Annotated in this window: 8 protein-coding genes; 7 read left to right on the forward strand and 1 reads right to left on the reverse strand. The window is 53.9% G+C overall.

Annotation, left to right across the window (positions count from 1 at the left end):
• Window positions 1-31 precede the first annotated feature (31 nt).
• Together DQG13_RS21680 and DQG13_RS21685 are read left to right on the forward strand one after the other, a co-directional pair.
• The gene (locus tag DQG13_RS21680) at window positions 32-784 is read left to right on the forward strand and encodes an SDR family NAD(P)-dependent oxidoreductase (protein ID WP_113022095.1); all 753 of its coding nucleotides are present in this window, start codon (window positions 32-34) and stop codon (window positions 782-784) included.
• A 19-nt stretch (window positions 785-803) separates the two neighbouring features.
• Entirely contained in the window at window positions 804-1757 is a 954-nt protein-coding gene (locus DQG13_RS21685; RefSeq protein ID WP_113022097.1) for a mannonate dehydratase, read from the forward strand.
• Between the two features lie 310 nt (window positions 1758-2067).
• On the opposite strand, the gene DQG13_RS21690 is transcribed toward DQG13_RS21685, so the two are convergent.
• Complete coding sequence (locus DQG13_RS21690; protein ID WP_113022099.1) at window positions 2068-2877, reverse strand: helix-turn-helix domain-containing protein; 810 nt, start codon at window positions 2875-2877, stop codon at window positions 2068-2070.
• Between the two features lie 132 nt (window positions 2878-3009).
• Here DQG13_RS21690 and DQG13_RS21695 point away from each other — a divergent pair, with 132 nt between their 5' ends.
• The 5 genes from DQG13_RS21695 (at window position 3010) to DQG13_RS21715 (ending at window position 18749) form a co-directional block, all read left to right on the forward strand.
• Window positions 3010-4335 carry an FAD-dependent oxidoreductase gene (locus DQG13_RS21695; protein WP_113022101.1) on the forward strand — a complete coding sequence of 442 codons (1326 nt, stop codon included), beginning with the start codon at window positions 3010-3012 and terminating at the stop codon, window positions 4333-4335.
• A gap of 235 nt (window positions 4336-4570) precedes the next feature.
• Entirely contained in the window at window positions 4571-6790 is a 2220-nt protein-coding gene (locus tag DQG13_RS21700; protein ID WP_113022102.1) for a hypothetical protein, read from the forward strand.
• Between the two features lie 30 nt (window positions 6791-6820).
• On the forward strand, window positions 6821-10222 hold the full coding sequence (locus tag DQG13_RS21705; protein WP_113022104.1) for a WG repeat-containing protein: 3402 nt from the start codon (window positions 6821-6823) through the stop codon (window positions 10220-10222).
• An 18-nt stretch (window positions 10223-10240) separates the two neighbouring features.
• Window positions 10241-11617, forward strand: a complete 1377-nt coding sequence (locus DQG13_RS21710; RefSeq protein ID WP_113022106.1) for a cadherin-like beta sandwich domain-containing protein — start codon at window positions 10241-10243, stop codon at window positions 11615-11617.
• 193 nt (window positions 11618-11810) lie between these two features.
• Window positions 11811-18749, forward strand: coding sequence for a cadherin-like beta sandwich domain-containing protein (locus tag DQG13_RS21715; protein WP_113022108.1), 6939 nt, complete (start codon window positions 11811-11813; stop codon window positions 18747-18749).
• Window positions 18750-18876 lie beyond the last annotated feature (127 nt).

An 18876-nucleotide genomic window follows, 5' to 3' on the forward strand; every position in this document is an offset into this window, starting at 1 on the left:
GGATTGCAATAAACGAAGGAGAGAAGGCCAAATGACAGCATTAAGGAATGAACTGACTGGAAGAACAGCTCTGGTCACAGGAGGCAGCAGGGGAATTGGCAGGGCTATCGCTTTGGCTCTGGCCGAGGATGGGGCTGATGTGGCGGTGAATTACTTCGACCGGGATTTGGAGGCGGAGAGCGTCAAGTCGGCCATTGAAGCTATGGGCCGGGTATGTACGTTAATTAAATCCGATCTTTCCCGGTCTGATTGCGCGGAGGAGATGCTGAAGCGGGTTCCGGCGGCGGATATTCTGATCCTGAATGCCTCTATTCAGGTGCGCCGGTCATGGGAGCGCATTACCACAGAGGAGCTGGAGCGGCAGTTCAACTGCAATTTCCGCTCGGCGCTGCAGCTGCTTCAGGCCTATGCTCCTGGAATGCTGGAGAAAGGCTGGGGGCGGATCATCACCATCGGCAGCGTGCAGGAAGCAAAGCCCCATCCCGACATGTTGGCCTATTCCTGCTCCAAGGCGGCGCTTCGCCATATGGCCCTTTCCTTGGCCTCGCAGTTCGCTCCCAAAGGGGTTACGGTCAACTCTGTCGCACCCGGCGTTATTCTGACGGACCGGAACGTCGAAGCCCTCAGCGATCCAGATTATTATGAAGCTGCCTTAAGAAAAATTCCCGCCGGCTTCATGGGGGAGCCGGGGGATTGCGCCGCTCTTGTAAAGCTGCTGTGCGGAGAGAGCGGGCGCTATGTTACCGGTCAGAACTGGTTTGTCGATGGCGGTATGAGTCTGTGAGAAGGGGGAGAAACATGCCATGATCATTACGGATTATTTGCGAAGCGATCCTGATCTGCAATGGGCCTATGCCCGGCAGATGGGGGTGGAGTATGCTGTCATTCGCCTGCCCGAGGACAAGGATTTTGATTGCACCAATGAAGCGCACTGGCAAGAAATATACCAGCGTTATGTGGACCATGGGCTGACTCCACTGGTGCTGGAGCCCATGCCCAATCATCTTCATGAACATATTAAAACGGGAGATGAACAGCGGGACGCCTGCATTCATCAGGTGATCCGGATGTTCCCTATCATGGATCGGCTGGGCATCCGCACCATTTGCCTGAATTTCATGGCCCATATTGGATGGTACCGTTCCTCCAAGCAGCTTCAGGAGCGGGGAGGCGCTCTGGTAACGGGCTTTCGTTTGAAGGACGTTCCGGCTGAGACCGCTCAAGTTATTTCCGAGGAGACTCTATGGGGTAATCTTTATTATTTCCTAAAGGCAGTCATTCCTGCAGCCGAGCAGTTCAACATCCGGCTGGCGCTCCACCCTGACGATCCCCCGGTTTCTCCCCTGGGCCGGGTATCGCGGATTTTAACCAGCCTCCAGTCTATGCACAAGGCTGTGCATCTGGTGGAGAGCCCGCAATTGGGAGTAACCCTCTGCCAGGGTACCTTCAGAGCAATGGGGGAGGATCTGGAGCAGGTCATTTCCGTTTTTGCGGCGGAGAGGAAGCTGTTCTTCGTGCACTTCCGGGATATCGCCGGAGACAAAACCGATTTTCGGGAAACCTTCCACGATAACGGTCCCACAGATATGGCGCGTATGATCCGGCTGTACCGGGAGTTGGGCTGTTCTGTGCCCGTCCGGGTAGATCATGTGCCCACCATGGCCGGCGAGGATAATGCCAATCCGGGCTATGCCGCCCTTGGCCGGCTGTTTGCCATAGGTTATCTCAAGGGCTTGCTGGACGGCGTGCAGGTATAAGCCTCCGGCAATCTGGAGCGGATTGATGGGCATACCGAGTGACCTTGGCAGCAAGACAGCATATAACACGAGAGGCAGGAAGCAATCCGATCCAATATGACCTGGTGATTATCGGAGCAACAATAGCCGCTTGAGGGCTGGCGAAAACCGTACAGTTCGAACTTGAAAACTCCGATGGTCAACAAAACGGAAATGGCGGCGTATGAGTTTGCAAAAATAAAAGACTGGGCGGAAAAACGTCATGTTTTCCGTCCAGCTTTTTTTGTGTTTTGCTTTTGCAGAAATTTGGTTTCCCGAATGTATCCCATCCTTATATGCGGTAAAGCAGTCTGTATCGGGAAGGCGGCATGCCCACATGGTGCTTGAACACATTGCTGAAATAGTATTCATTGCTGTACCCGCACCGGCTTGCGACTTGGGCTAGAGTGGAAGTGGTATCCACTAATAATTCCTTCGCCTTTTCCAACCGGAGGAAGGTGATATATTCCACAGGGGTTTTACCCAATTCCGCCTTGAATCTTCTTATGAATTGCGCATGGGTGAGACCCAGCTTACGGGACAATTCCTTTACGTTCAGCTTGTTGAAGGCGTTCAGGTGAATATACTCCAGCGCCTCCTCCAGGAGAGGGTCCTCTGCTGCAGCATTTGTGCGGCTGATAGACGAGTCGATTTCTGTGCAATACAAGAACCATATATCCCGAAGCAAATGGTTTTTCAGCTCCGATTGAAACGGCTCCGGATAGCTTGATGCTTTGCGCAACGACGTCAGTGTGGAGAGCATACGTTTATGATTGGAAATGTTTATTTTACCTGTAGGGATTTTGTTGCGCAGATCATTATGGCTTAAATTTGAAGGCAGCCAATGGCATCGTATAAAATGAAACGTCAACGGGACAACTGTTTTTCTTTTCAAGGTAGTGTCTGGCGGGCATATAATCATTTCACCGGGAGATACGGTGTCTGCAGCATCATTCATTTCATAACGGAATACGCCTTCCTCAGGAATGAAAATCGCCCAATCGGAATAAATGTCCTCATCCAAAAAGAACTGGTTTTTCTTGCGGAAATAGGCATGGAGATGGAGAACGGGGACCAGATTCCATAAGTGCTGAATTTTCACAAGAATCAACTCCGTAATGAAATTTACTATAAACTTTACTATAAAATACTACATTGGAAAAGCAAATTCACCATAGTACTGTTGAAATATATTATAAATACTATGATCCCCATTGGGGGACGGAGGTAAACGATGGTCAAAGATTGGATGAATGAAAATCTGAAGGTGCCGGTGTGCGGCAGCTATGATGTTGTTGTCGCAGGCGGAGGGCCCGCGGGTGTGTCGGCGGCAATTACTGCTGCAAGGGCAGGGGCAAGAACACTGTTATTGGAGGTGGCAGGCTGCCTTGGCGGTGTATGGACAGCGGGAATGCTTACGTGGCTGTTTGAATTTGACAAGGACGGCTTTACGAGAGAGCTTACGGCAGAGCTGGCAAAGCGAGGCGCCAAAATCGGGAATAACCAGGACCGGTATTCCTATGATGTAGAAGAAATGAAGCTGCTGCTTGAAGAATTGTGCGCGGCAGCCGGTGTTGATATTCAACTGCACACACGGGTTGTCGCCGCTGTTAAAGAAGGGAAACGCCGTTTGAAGGGGGTTGTTACGGAGTCCAAGTCGGGCAGGCAGGTGTGGCTGGGCAAGGTCTTTATTGATGCCACAGGCGATGGCGATTTGGGGTTTCTTTCAGGATGCGGGTTTGATTATGGCTACCACTCGCCACAGGAAACACAGCCCATGACGTTCATGTCTCTTGTTCAGGTGAATGATCCGGAGGCTTTAAAAGCCTACATTTCTTTTTGGGGAGGAGACTGTGACCATCCCAAGCGTATCCGGGCATGGCAAGGGCTCCTGGCGGAAATCAGGCGTGCCGGAGTGGAGCCGTCTTACGGAAGACCAACCCTGTTTCAGGTGAAGGGCAGGCTGCTTGCGATCATGGTCAATCATGAATATGGGGTTTCACCAATGGATGCCATGCAGATAACGCAGGCAACGATTCGGGGAAGGGCGGAAGTGAACCGGATCGTAAAAGCCTTAGCTGGGTTAGGCGGGGATTGGGCGGGCATTCAACTGGTCGCCTCTGCAGAGCATATCGGCATCAGGGAAGGACGGCGCATCCATGGCAGGTATACGGTAACCTTGGATGACCTGCAGAAAGGAGCGCGGCATGAAGATGCGGTCGTTCGTGTAACCTTCAATGTGGATGTGCATTCCTTCTCCAAAAAGCAAAACGATCAGGAAGCGGGACTTTCCCATAAGGGGGTTGCTACACAGCCCTACGACATTCCATTCAGGGCACTGCTTGCAAAGGACGTGGATGGGCTGTTAATGGCAGGCCGCTGCATCAGTGGAGACTTTTTATCACATGCCAGCTACAGGGTTACGGGAAATGCTGTGATTATGGGACAAAGTGCGGGAGTAGCTGCAGCTTTGTCGGCCCAGGCGGGACTGGACCCTCATGAATTGCCGTGGGACAGGTGTAGAAGCTTCCTGGGGCAAATGGAACGAAATCCACTTTAGATAAAAACTGTTTCATGAAAGGATGCCAAAAAGGGGAGCCCGTCCAAACATCCGTGAAAATTTAAGGTGGGTGTAGATATCTTTATGTACGGGCTTCCCTGAGAATTCTATAATGTAAGCGGTATCTATCGCAGAGAGGGGCGATTGTGTTGCAGAGGCCGGCAGAATGTACCGGTGACAGTCAGCAATTGAATTGGGGAGTTGAAATCCTGAAGCTGTGGAGGGAAGAGGCAGAATGAAAAAATGGGCATTGGCAGCAATACTTGCGGCGGCATTGATTTCCCCCGGGGCGTCGGCCTTCGCGGACCCCGCAGGGACCGTCTATACCGTGGGCAACCCGGACACGTCAGACTGGTTTGTTTGGGAGTACCCGGATGACGCCAGGGCGATGGGGACGGCTATTGACGCGTCTTTCCTTTTGGACGAAGAAGCGGGTGAGCATGGGTTTGTAAAGGCTGACGGAGAAAATTTAATTTTTGAAAATACCGGGGAAAAGGTGCGCTTCTGGGGAACCAATGTGGTCATGCAGGCCAATTTTTTGACGCATGCGGAATCGGACATGCTGGCCGACCGCATTGCCCGCAGCGGCTTTAATCTGGTGCGGTTCCATCATCTGGATATTAACCGGGCGGATAATATTTTTGCCAAGGGGGCGGTCACCACCACGAGAAAGCTGGACCCGAACCAGTTGGACAAGATGTTTTATCTGATGGCCAAGCTGAAGGAGAAGGGCATTTATTTTTATGTGGATCTTTTGGTCATGCGGCCGCCCATGCCGGCAGACAATCTGAATGGATATGACGGCTTATCTTTGGGCTGGAAGCCCCACAATATCTATGATCCCCAGCTTATTGAGCTGCAGAAGGAATATGCGCAGCAACTGTTGTCGACGCCGAATCCATATATCCTGGACGGGGAAGGACAGCCGGTGGCGCTGAAGGATGATCCGGCGCTGGTGTTCATAGACATCAACAATGAAAATTCGCTGCTGCAGATACCGGGCGGCGACATGTCCAACGCCTACTACAAGCAGATGTATACCCAGTTGTTCAACAATTGGCTGAAGCAGAAGTATGTCACCCGGGCAGAGCTGGAGGCAGCCTGGCAGGAGCCGGGCAAGGTTGGCCTGGAATCAGGTGAGGACCCGGCAGCCGGCAATGTCAATATTGTGGGTGACGGCTCCCAGGCCTTGCCTGCGCTGTATACAACCTTGAATTACAGCGGGGCCCGCAAGCAGGATATTTTTAACTTCACATACGATACTATTTATGCCTTTTTTGATGATTTCCGCCATTATCTGAAGGATGAATTGGGAGTGAAAGCCCTGATTACCAGTACCTCCATGGGCGGCCCCACCAACAAAAGAGGCACCACGGTACACATGAACACCCAGATCATGGACTACACCGATACCCATTCCTACAAATCCCACCCCAGTCCCAACACCTGGGGCAAAGGCGGCAAGCTCACCTCTTGGACCAGCGGCTCCATTGTCGGCGGCGGAGAGCTTTACAGAAGCACGCCGTGGCTGCGGGGCTTTGACCAGCCTTACGTCATCGGCGAGTGGCAGGTTTGTTCTCCCGGGCCTTATTCGGCAGAGGGCATTCTGATGCAGTCGGCGGTAGCCAGCTTCCAGAATTGGAATCCCATCCAGTTCGACATCTTCTCCGAGCCGGCCATTGACAAGACCATGGGCATCAACCGGTTCTTTATCAGCTATTCCAGCGCGGATCAAAGCACCATCCAGCCTGCCGCAGGCATGACCTTCCTGCGCGGCGATATCCGGGAAGCGGAGGGCCAGTTCTATACTATTTACGATAAGAACGATGTGCTGGACCCAAAAATCTACACCAGCGCCTATCTGCTCGGCTTCGAAAATGCCTGGATGTATACCAAGGTCGGCATGGCTGGCAAAGAAAACCTGGATGAGAATGAGAACATGACGCCCGAGGCTCTGGAGGAGGCATTCCAGAAGTACAAGCGCAACGATCCCGGCAAGGATATTGACTGGAACAAGAGAATGGGCGTATTCCGGGTGGATACGGCCTATACCAATATTGCCACGGGCTTTATTGGCGGCAAAACCATTCCTCTCTCCTTTGCCGATATTTCCCTGAAAAATCCGTCTGCCACCATTTCGCTGAACTCGGTGACCAAGGAAACCCTTGCGGATACGGACCGGATTTTGCTCACGGCGGTGTCCAAGGCCAGAAATACCGGCATGGTTCTGACTGACGATGGCATGGAAATCGTCAATCCCGGCACAGGCCCTATGCTGATCGAGCCCATAACTGCTGACCTGGTTATCAAAACGGCGGATGCTATCACCGTGTACGCACTGGACTCCTCCGGGCAACGCAAAGCACAGGTTCCGGTAGCCAAAACGGCGGAAGGCTATTCCAGCTTCAGCATCGGCAAGGAGTATAAGGCTGTGCACTATGAAATCACAAAGTAATCTACAAGTGAGGGAGGGAGCAATGCGGGCATGAAGATAAAACCATTAATCGCTGCAGGTTTGGCATTCTTGTTGCTGGCTGCGCCATTGGCATCGGTTTCGGCGGCCCCGGTTGGGGAAGGGGCAATCGGGCAGGCTGCCTATGAGCAGCTGATTCCCGGAAGTCTCTTGGGCAAGGCCCCCGGGGATAAAATAACCAGAGGAGAGTTTGCCGATCTGGTGAGTCTCTTGAATGTCAAGCTTGGTGTTCCTGCCTGGGGCTGGCAGGGAGGGACTCTCCAGGACCCCGTTACGCTGCAGGAAGCGGCTGTTGTACTGGTTCAAACCATAGATGCTGCATTTCCCAAGGCGGATGTGGGCTTGTATACCGAGACGACATTTGATGACAACTGGCAGCTTTCCGGGGAAGCCCGGCCTGCCGTGAACTATCTGTACCATTATGGGATTGCCGGTATTCCCGGTTCTTACAGGATCAGCCCGCAGCACAGCCTTACTGTGCAGCAAGCAGTCAATATGGTCCGCAAAATCTATACCGCCGGCGCTAAATTTGATGTGTCGACATATATTCCCGACCAGTGGGAGTGGCATATTGAACCGATTTATGACGGGCTTGGGCCCAATACCCGGTTCTCCGGCGGTCTTGCCGCAGTCAGCCAGAATGGCAGGTACGGATATATCGACCGCTCCGGTAAGGTTGCAGTTCCTTTCCAATATGATATGGCCTATGACTTCTCGGAGGGCTTGGCCAAGGTGGAAAAGAGCGGCAAGGCAGGCTATATCAACAAGCAGGGGACGGTTGTCATTCCCCTTGCTTATGATGACGGCGGCAGCTATTCCGAAGGAAGAGTCTGGCTCAAGCTGGACGGCAAGTATGGCTTCGCCAACGAAGCAGGCATCATCGTAGTCCCCATACAATACGATTATGCCTACAGCTTCAAGGAAGGACTGGCTCCGGTCAGGGAGGATGGTCTCTACGGCTATATTGATCCTTTGGGCAATACGGTGATTCCCTTCCAGTATCCCTGGGCATCATCCTTCTCCGAAGGGCTGGCCAGAACCGGCTCCAAGGGCCAATATAACTATATCGACAAAACAGGCCAGGTGGCCCTTCCCCTCAATCTGGACTACCTGTTTGATTTTGAGGATGGCCGCGCCATTGTATTCAACCGTGACCAGTACGGCGTCATTGACAAGAACGGCAATTACCAGATTCCCTTCGGCAAATGGGGACTGATCTACGGGTTCCACAATGGCTTGTCCGTAGCTCATGGCGATTCCGGTTATGAAGGAAACCATTCCTTCATCAATACCAGCGGTAATGTGGTGATTGGCAGCCAGCCGTTTTATGACGCGGAGGGCTTCTCCGAGGGGCTGGGAACAGTGGCATCCCATAATAAGGTGACGGACAAGGTTACCCGCTCCTATATTACTCGCACCGGTGAGTTGGTTCTGCCCAAACGTGCCAATATTAAGGATGAGAGCCCCTATGACGGCAATTCCTTCTATCTGCAAGCCTTCTCCGAGGGTTTGGCGGCGGCAGTGACCAAGGACGGCAAGCTGGGCTTTATCGAAAATCCGCTGCTGAAGCGTCCCGTTGAAGGGACGGCCGTGCTGAAGGGAGATTTGCAGGCTGAGGCAGGCTCGGATGTGGAGCTTGCCTACGGGCTGCGGATGGCCAAAAACGTGTCGGCCCAGAAGGTTGTTTTGGCCTATGACGAGGCGCTGCTGGAGCTGCAAGGGGCTCCAGATGTATTGTCCGGCCATACGGTAATCGCCAAGACAGCGGGGGTTAGCCCGGGCGTGGTCCGGTATACATTGGCTGTGCTGGGTTCCACCCAATTGCAGAGTGATGTGGATGTGCTGAAGTTCCACTTTAAAGCCAAACAGGCCATTCCCGCCGGAGCCTATGCGGCTTCCGTCTCAGCCATGCTTGCAGATGAGAAGGGAAATGAGTGGACGGCGGATACAGTCTGGAACGCTATTCCGGCGGAAGGGATTGTTGTAACGGGAGCAGGTGGGGCAACAGCCATCACGGCCAAGGGCGGTTCATTGCAATTAAACGCGGCCGTGCTTCCGGCCAATGCGGATAATCCTGCCGTTACCTGGGCGGTATACAACGAGGACGGTACGGCAACGGACAAGGCGTTGATCAGCGCTGAGGGCCTTGTCACCGCCAAGAAGGACGGCGCAGTGAAGGCAGTGGCAACAGCGGCGGACGGCTCCGGCGTGAGCGGCAGCCTGATCATTGCCATCAGCGGGCATTCCGGCTCTACTCCCGTCAGCAGCGGTGGCGGCGGTTCCTCAAGTGATACGATTTCCCACGAATTGGGAACGGTGAAGCTTTCGGACAACTCCGCTACTTTGACCATCCCGGCAGCCAAGCTGGAGGAGCTGGCCAAGAAAGCGGGAGACACTGTAATCCTTGACCTTAGCAGTATTGCCAAGAAAACGCGGATTGTGGATATACCTGCAGCCTCTTTTGCCGCATTGTCCAAATCGGGAAAAAGCCTAGAGGTGAATACGGGAGCAGCTTCCATTATTCTTCCTGCCAATGCTCTGAAGCTGGACGGAGTGACAGGCACGGTTAAAATTTCCATCGGGGCCAACGGGCAAGCAACTGTTTCCCAACCCGGACTTGTGCCGTTGACGGAGGCTGTCTCCGTAGCCATTACGGATGGGAGCAAAAATCTGAATCTGCAGGCGCCGGCCCGGATTGAGTTGGATTTGAAGGCAGACGGTGGCCAGGATCTTCGGAAAGCCGGCATGTATGCTTGGAACGCCAAGTCTGGCGTATGGGAATATCTGGGTGGAGTTGTTCGCGAGAACCGGCTTGTGGTTCAGACCTCTGCCGCATCGGATACTGTTTATGCCGCATTCATCTATAACAAATCCTTTGCGGATGTGGCTAGCGGCCACTGGGCCAAGGATTACGTGGAAGTAATGGCTGCCAGACATGTGGTGGACGGTATCGGCGAAAGCAGCTTTGGACCATCGGGAACCGTTACCCGGGCCGAATTCGCGGCAATGGCTGTACGCATGCTGCAGCTTCCTGCCGCTGGCAGTTCCGCTTCCTTCCCGGATGTGGCCAAGGGAGCATGGTATGCCGGTGAAATTGCGGCGGCGGTGCAAGCCGGAATTCTGCAAGGGGACGGAACCGGAATACGGCCCAACGACTCCATTTCCCGCCAGGAAATGGCGGTAATTGCTGTACGGATACTGAAGTCCTACGGCATTCATTCAACCGCCGCAGGCACAGCCTATGCCGATCAAGGCCAAATTGCGGACTGGGCCCAGGACGCGGTGAAAGCCACCCAAAGCCTGGGGATTATGAACGGGCAGCAGGGCAATAGCTTCGCTCCGCTGAATGCTGCAAGCAGAGCGGAAGCGGCGGCTGTCTTCTATCGGTTGATGGACAAGAGCGGCCAAATGTAAAGGAGGTCAAGCGCATTGATGAAGCAATGGATAAGCAAGATATTGGCGGTGGCATTGTTTGCGGCGTTGTTCTCCGGCATAGCCTGGCCGAGGTTGGCCGAAGCGGCATATGACATTGCCCCGGAGGATATCGTAATTGACAATATAGAGTCGGCTTATGTGACGGTCTTTGGGCCGGATTGGTCAACCGGGAACGGCACCAACGCCTATAGCCCGCCGGGATATACGGGAAGTGCCAAGTATTACAGCATTGCCCCTTCCAAGACAAAGAATCAATATGTGGAATTCAAGCCGTCGGGTGCGAAAAAATTAGCCCCGGGGTACTACAATGTATCGGTAGCCAGCAGAGGCGTTTACAATCTTTCCAATGTCATTCCTGTGGAAATTCATGCCAGCAAGGATTATGACATCCGGATTGCCAATATGCGGACAGATGCAGGCTCCTGGAAATTTATTGGAACCTATTACTTCAGCGGGGATGAAACGGAGTATGTTCGGATCGGTAACGAAGGAACCGGCACAACGAGCAATGATTACGTGGTTGCGGATGCCGTGCTGTTTTCTCCCAACTCTGCAGTAACCGATCCGCCGCCGGCCAATCTGGACGCTACCTTATCCGGCCTTATGGTGGACACAGGGGCGCTCAGCCCCGAATTTAACCGCGGCAAGATTGCTTATGAGCTTCCGATTGGTCAGGCCGACAGTGTGTCAGTAACCGCAACTGTAAACGATGCTGTATATGCCAGTCTGAGGATTAACGGCACTCCTGCCGTGTCGGGCGCTCCGTTTCTGCTGACAGGTCTTGGGCGGGGGACTACGACAGTTCCAGTGGTGGTTTCCGCGGTGTATGGGGATCAAAGCAAGGATAAGACCTACTCCATCCTGGTAAAAAGGGATTTTGAGAAGGATGCCGATCTCAGCGCATTGACGGTAAGCATCGGAGAGCTGGCTCCCGCCTTTGACAAGGATACAGTGACCTATAATGTATATGCCGAGCTGGCTGACCACAGCATTGCCATTACAGCCACTGCCCATTCCCAGGAATATAACAGTCTGACTGTGGGAGGTGCGGAAGCGGTCTCCGGACAACCGGTCATTGTCAGTCTGGGTTTTGACCTGAATGTGATTCCCATTGTGGTAACGGCTCAGGATGGAACCACCAAGAAGACCTATACGGTCAATGTCATCCGTGAAATTAAAAAGGGGGATGTCACGGGGCCGGGCGACCGTCCCGACGGGCATTTCACCATCGCCGATTTGGGATTCACGGCATTCCATTACGGGACAACCGCCACAGATTCCAACTGGGATTATGTGAAAAAGGCCGATTTTAACGGGGATGGCATAATCGACGATGATGACATCCAGTTTGTAGCCGGTCTGATCGAAGAATAAAGTACGGAAGCCGGGGGCAATTGCCTCCGGCTTCCTTGCGGTGAAATGGTTGCTACAGCGGTGAAGGGGTTTGGGCCCGCAAGTTCATTAGAATTTTTAATGTCGGTATAGATATCTTTATCTTCAAAAAACAAGCGATGAACTATAATGAAAACGCTGACAAGCATATTTGACAAAGGGGGAGATTCATGACATGAAAATTTGGCTATGCAGGTTAATGGCGATAATGCTGTTTGTGGGGACAATAACCAATGTTTCCCTAGCCGGAATTGCCTATGCCGGTCAGTATGACACTGACTTGGATGCGCAGGTGCTGCCGGGAGATATTGTGATTGATGACAACGCAGGCGCTGCTTATGTGACCAGAAGTGGAACTTGGGACTCCATCAGTGAAGCCAATAGAGCATATGGCAGCAGTTCCTTATACGCTCCGGCCAGTCGTCCCGACGGCATCTATGTCCAGTATACGCCCAAAGGAACCAAGGCATTGGCTCCGGGGGGCTATGATGTGTACATGTCCTATAAGCGGTCAACATCATGGTCGAGTAACGTGCCTGTAGATATCTTTCATAATGACGAAACTCATACTGTAATTGTTAATCAACAAGTAAATGGAAACGAAAACTGGTTTAAGGTAGGCAGCTTTTATTTTACAGGGGATGGGACGGAATATGTCCGAATCCGGAAGGAGACCGCAGCAGGCTATACTATTGCGGATGCCATCCGTTTTTCCCGGAACGACAGCATTCCTGTTCCCCCGAATGTGAAATTGAGCGATCTTCAGCTGTCCTCCGGCCCGCTGACGCCGGTATTCCAACCGTCGGTGCTGAGCTATACGGGAACCGTAGGCTCCAGTGTCGATCAGGTGAGCATCACGCCGGTGGCCGCCGATCCGGGCAGCGTGTCCTTGTCGCTGAACGGAGCTCCGGTGCAATCGGGGCAGGCTTATCCTGTGACCCTGAATCCCGGAGAAAACGAGCTTGCCGTTACGGTCGCATCCTTGGCCGATCCGTCTTACACCAGAACCTATTCCCTTGTGGTGACCCGGACGGAGGAGGTCAGCAGCAACAGCAAGCTATTGTCGCTTGCCGTCAATCCGGGCACCCTTGACCCGGTCTTTCAGGCCAATGTGACGGAGTATAATGTTAATGTCGGCAATATTGTGCAGGCAATCGATATTACACCGACAGTCAGTTCATCTGTTTACAAAAATTTGACGGTGGCGGGCACAAGCACGGTGTCCGGCAGTGTCTATACCGTTCCCCTGGCGGTGGGAGTAAATGATATTCCCATTGTGGTGACGGCGGAAAATGATTCCACCACTACCTATACCCTGCACGTGACCCGGGCCGCTTCCGCCAGCAGCGATGCGGCGTTAAGCGCCCTCTGGATCAACGCAGGCACCATCTCCTTTTCACCTGAGGTAACGGATTACGATGTGTCTGTCAGCAGCATGACAAACGCACTAGAGGTAACTCCTGTGGCGCGTTCCTCCTCTTATGCAAGCCTTCTGGTCAACGGGGTGCCCAAGGCTTCCGGCAGCATGTCCTCCGTAGCTCTGGCTCAGGGAGAAAACCTGATCACCATTGGGGTGACGGCGGAGGACACACTGACGAAAAAAACCTACACCCTTCGGGTGACAAAGCCGGCAACCTCGGGAGAGATTGTAGGCAATGCCGGTATCGTCAACTCTCTTGTCGCTTCCCGGATTAATCAAGCGGTTATGCTGTATGTTGGCCATAACGAGGCATATACCGATAATATCCGCACGGCGATTGATATGAATAACAGGGAGATCAGGCCCTTCAAGCAAGGAAGCTTGACCTATGTCCCCCTTCCCTATACGGCGCAGGGTTTGGGAGCGCAGGTATCCCGGACACAGGGAGGAGGAGTCCTTGAGGCTGTTTATGGAGGAACGACCTTTGTCTTTACCGAGGGCAGCGCACAGATCACAGCAAACGGTCAACCCAGAGCGATACCTGCTCCCGTGTTAAGCAGAGAGGGGCAGCTGTTTGCCTCCGCAGAAACAATAGCGGATGTATTCCAGAAGTCCCTGTTCCAGGACGCCAGGGGATTAACCATCTTCAGCGGAACCCCGGATCTGTTCACCCTGCCGGCGGATGCTGCGCTGGTGGATGAGATTGTAAATGGCTTTGCATATGAATGGGGCAATGTGAAAATCTATCCCGGCGGCTTTGTCACCGGCATGGTCATCCATCCCACGGAGCCGGAGCTGAAATATGCGCGGACGGATGTAGGCGGTGCGTACCGCTGGAATCCCGACAGCCAGGAATGGGTTCCGCTGATGGAAAGCTTCGGATTGAATGAATTGAATCTTATGGGCATTGACGGCATTGCCGTATCCCGCACCGAACCCGATATTGTTTATGTGGCGGCAGGCATGTACGGCAATAAACCCAATGACCCCCATGATGTGCTGAAATCCACGGACCGGGGCCAGACCTGGCAGCGCACCAACCTGAACAAGCGCTTTTACGGCAACAGCACCGGCAGCGCAGGGGACCAGCGGCTGGACGGGGAGCGGATTCAGGTGGACCCGTACAATGCCGATATCGTCTATGTGGGCACACGGTATGACGGGCTGTGGCGTTCCCTCGACGGCGGGGAGAATTGGCAGCAGATAACGGCGATTCCCCTGGGCACAGCGCCTGCAGGTGTCACCAACGTGGAATTTGACTACAGCGCAGGGGCAGTTGACGGACGGGCGAAGGTGATCTACATCGGTGTAGAGGGCAGCGGCGTGTACAAAAGCGGGGATGGAGGCGGGTCATGGCAGCCTATTGTGCCCGATCTGGAAGCGGGGCCCAAGTATCCCAGAAGAATGGCCGTATCCTCCGACGGAACCATGTACGTCTCTTCCATTACCGGATTGAACCGCAACGATCTTAGTGTTACCACTGCGCCCACCAACGGCGTGTTCAAGTACAAGGATGGCGCATGGACCAATATAACGCCGGCGGCCAGCAAGAATCAGCCCTTCGGCCCTATTGCCGTCAATCCCGCCAATCCCGATCTGGTGGTGGCTGTGGAAGGCTATTACCGTTCCTCCAAGGTATATGTGTCAACGGACGCAGGACTAACCTGGGTGCTTAGAGGCAACTCCTATGGCGCAAGCTCCCAGTTCCTATTTGATCCCCATCATCCGGAGGAGCTGTACGATCTGCACGGAGCAGGCATTCATAAGACTCTGAATATTGACAGCCAAGCCATTGCCTGGGCTGCCGCAGGAGACGGCATTGAAGAGCTGTGCGCCACCAAGATGCTGTCCTTGCCGGACGGCACCCTGATTATGGGCACTCTGGACCGTGGCGGCTTTACTTCGACGGATATTACCGTTCCGGCGGTGCGGCTCACTCCGGAAGCCAGTGAGAATACGGCATTTGATTTTTCCGAAGGCGATCCCAATTATGTATTCCGTCTGATGAGCAGCTCTGCCGGAACGACGGCCAGGGCGGCATACTCCATCGATGGGGGAAAAACCTGGATTGAGCGTTCGACACCATTCCCTTACGGAATCGGCGGAAGTGTGGCTGTTTCGGCAACGAAGCAAGCCAATGGCCTGCCTCTGGTGGTGATCTGGACCAACGGGCACACTCCTAAGCTGTCCCGGGATTTTGGCCTGACGTGGGAGGATACGGTCTTTGAGGGAGTAGCGGCACCCATCTATACGGGAACTCACTTTACCTCCCGGCGGTATGGCCTTGAAGCGGACCGTGTAACCGGAGACACCTTCTATCTGTACGACACTGTAAATGGAAAATTCTACACCAGTACCAACGGAAAAAATTGGAGAATAGAATCTGCGGCTACCCTGCCCACGAATGAAGCTTCGGTTATTGCCGGAGTCCGGGCTGCTCCTTATGTGGCAGGAGAGGTATGGGCCAGCGCCAATAAAGGCGGGCTCTACCGTTCCATTGATTACGGCAAAAACTTCACCAAGCTGGAGAATGTTCAGGAAGCAAGACTGTTCTCCTTCGGTAAAAATAAACCCGGCCAAACCAACCCTTCGGCATATGTGTATGGCCGCATTAACAACATTACCGGCATATTCCGCTCCGATGACATGGGCGCCACCTGGACGCGGATCAACCATGACGCTTACCAGATTGCCGATGATCCCAAGTCCATGGTAGGCGACCGCAAGGTGTATGGCAAGGTTTATGTAGGCACAGGAGGACGGGGCATTTATTATGGCCAGTTGTTGGCAACCGACGATATTCCTCCCAAGGTAACCGTTGAGCAGATCGGCTCCTCTTCCGTGAAGGATGCGGATTATGCCGTGCGCGACGCCCAGTATGCAGTGTCCGGCACCCTCAGCGAGGATGCGACGCTGTATATCAACGGAACTGCTTATTCCGGCATTGCCAAGGGCTCCTTCAGCAAGTCGGTGCAGCTTGTGGAAGGCCTGAATACCATCAGCATAAAAGCCACGGACAGCGCAGGCAATGAATCTGTTCCCGTGGTGCTGTCCGTGCGGTATGATCCCGCCTATGTGGGCATTACCCTGGAAAAGACGCCTTCCCGCACCAATCAGGCTTCCTACACGGTGACAGGCCGGATCAATACTCCGGCGGTTGTCAGGGTAAACGGACAAGAAGCGGCGGTTGACCAGAATCTGACCTTCAGCAAGGAGATTGCGCTGCAGGAGGGTGTAGCCCAACTGGTGGAGGTTACTGCCGCCAATGTTCTCGGCCAGTCGGCGGAGCCGGCTGCATTTACCATCGTTCTGGACAGTGCGGCTCCGGCCATACAGGTAGCAGCCCAGACGGTTACAACGGATCGGGCCTATTACCTGCTCCGGGGCTCTGTCAGCAAGGAAGCGACAGTTACTGTGAGCGGTGATGCAGCTTGGCAGAATGAGGACTTGACCTTTGAGCGTCTGTTGTTCCTGCAGCCGGGTCTCAATAACTATCTTGTGGAAGCGGTGGATGAGGCGGGCAACACGGCTGTTCCGCTGGATATAGCCATTACTTACGAGCTTCCGGATGAGCAGGTTATTCCCAAGATTCAGTCTGCCCATACAGGAAACACTGTCATAGTTGACGGAGCACTGTCCGAGGAAGATTGGGATATTTCTCATATCATGGGTAAGCCACTGCTGAACACACCCAATAACATTACCTTCTTCGGAACCATGTGGGATGAAACCAATCTGTATGTAGGCTTTAGAGTCAAAGACAAGCAACTGGTGAATCACCCCAGCACCGTGTATCAGGGAGATTGCCTGGAGGTCTATGTCAGCCCCACGGACAACAGGGACAATACCTATGCCACCTCTGACAAGCAGCTGATGTTCGGCATCGACTGGGATATTGTCATGGTAGGCGGCAACAAAAGCAGAGAGGGTATCCAGTTTGCCCGGCAAAAAACGGATGAAGGCTATACCATGGAAATTATGATTCCCTGGGCCAATCTGAATACTACGGCAGAACTGGGGAAAATCATCGGCTTCGATGTGGACAATATCGACAATGACGGCAATAATATCAACGGCAACCGGGACTCCATTATTGCCTGGAACGGCACCATGGACAATTACAGGAATCCGCAAGGCTTCGGCCGCCTGGAGCTGACATCGGGCGGTGAGTCTGAACCGGAGCTGAGCAACGACGCGACTTTAAGCGCCATTTCCTTAAGTGCAGGCACTATTAGCTTCGATCCGGCAGTGACAGAGTATAGCGTGACTGTGGGCAACGGCACAGCAACGCTGGATGTAAAGGCTACAGCAGCCTCCGGCGTGTACAAGAGCCTGACGGTGAACGGGCAGGCAGTGCTGTCCGGCGAACCTGTTCAAGTAAATCTGGTGGTAGGCGAGAACACCATCCCCATTGTCGTGACGGCAGAGGACGGTGTGACGGTGAAAACCTACACTCTGACGGTGACGCGGCAAGGGGCTTCTGAGCCGGAACCGGAGCCGGATTATGTCCCGTCTCCCTCATCTTCAGCCCCGTCATCTCCGGCGTCGCAGGGAACCTTGAAGGACGGCATCATCCAACTGAAGCCTGAGACGGACGCGAAGACGGGAACAGCCAAGGCCAAGCTGGAAGAGAGTCTTTTGAAGAAAGCGCTGGAGCAAGCCAAGCCGGATGCCAAGGGAGTCCAACGGGTAGAGGTGGTTATTGACCCTGCTGCGGGAGCCGCTTCTTATGAAGTGGGGCTGCCGGTCAAGGCCCTTGATGGGCTTGACGCCAAGGATAAGCTGACGGTGAAAACCGAATACGCAACGGTAGAACTGCCTGCCGGTCCGTTGGCCGGTTTATCGTCAGCCCAAGAGCTTGCGCTGGCTGTCCGGAAGGGCGAGCAGGCGGGCCGGCCGGCAGTGACCCTGGATTTGCAGGCCAACGGCGCTTCTGTGAAGCAGCCCTTGGGAGCGGCAGTGAAGGTGTCCATTCCCTACACGCCTGCAGCTGCGGAAAAAGCCAAGGCGGAGCACCTGGTGATCCTGAAGAAGGATGCCGTGGGCAAGCTGTCGCCGGTACCCAGCGGACGCTATGACGCGGCAACAGGAACGGTAATCTTTGAAACGGGAAGTCTTGCAGGGGATTCCTATGTGGTGTCTTTCGTAGAAAAATCCTTCGCGGACATGAGCGGCTACTCGTGGGCCCAGCGGGAAGTCCAGGTTCTGGCCTCCAAGGGCATTGTCAACGGGACCACAGAGACGACCTTTACGCCGCAAGCGGAGATTACCCGTGCAGATTATCTTCTGCTGCTGATTCACACATTGGGTCTGCAGGCCGAGGTAAAAGGAAATTTCGCCGATGTAGACAAGGGCGCCTATTATTACGAAGCGGTAGGTATTGCCAAGGCGCTGGGCATCAGCACCGGCATCGGCAATGACCGGTTTGCTCCCGGGGCTTCGATCACGCGGCAGGAGATGATGACGCTGGCGGCCAGAGCCATGAAGCTGGCGGACAAATTGGAGGACGCAGGGACTGCCGCGGATTTGGCGGACTTCGAGGATGCTGCGGAGGTTGCCTCCTATGCGGCCAATGAGATTGCGGCGATGGTGCGCGGGAATGTGATCCAAGGCAGCGACGGCAAGCTCCATCCCCTGGATACGGCGTCAAGAGCCGAAGCGGCTGCAATGCTGTACCGGATTTACAATAAGTAAGCGAAGGCGTGCTGCGCCCCTGCGACTATCAAGTCGCGGGGGCGCAGTTGCTTGCCAAAGTCAGTAGAATTGCGTAAGTCATCGTTGATTTGTTTATTCATCTGCCTATGGCAATTTGCTATAAATG

Source organism: Paenibacillus sp. YN15 (genome assembly GCF_003285005.1).
In the GTDB taxonomy this organism is placed as follows: Bacteria; Bacillota; Bacilli; order Paenibacillales; family NBRC-103111; genus Paenibacillus_AR.

What these genes read in the sequence shown, in the direction of transcription:
- DQG13_RS21680 (WP_113022095.1), top strand. Translation starts at nt 32, where the DNA reads ATGACAGCATTAAGGAATGAACTGACTGGAAGAACAGCTCTGGTCACA.
- DQG13_RS21700 (WP_113022102.1), top strand. Translation starts at nt 4,571, where the DNA reads ATGAAAAAATGGGCATTGGCAGCAATACTTGCGGCGGCATTGATTTCC.
- DQG13_RS21705 (WP_113022104.1), top strand. Translation starts at nt 6,821, where the DNA reads ATGAAGATAAAACCATTAATCGCTGCAGGTTTGGCATTCTTGTTGCTG.
- DQG13_RS21685 (WP_113022097.1), top strand. Translation starts at nt 804, where the DNA reads ATGATCATTACGGATTATTTGCGAAGCGATCCTGATCTGCAATGGGCC.
- DQG13_RS21710 (WP_113022106.1), top strand. Translation starts at nt 10,241, where the DNA reads ATGAAGCAATGGATAAGCAAGATATTGGCGGTGGCATTGTTTGCGGCG.
- DQG13_RS21715 (WP_113022108.1), top strand. Translation starts at nt 11,811, where the DNA reads ATGAAAATTTGGCTATGCAGGTTAATGGCGATAATGCTGTTTGTGGGG.
- DQG13_RS21695 (WP_113022101.1), top strand. Translation starts at nt 3,010, where the DNA reads ATGGTCAAAGATTGGATGAATGAAAATCTGAAGGTGCCGGTGTGCGGC.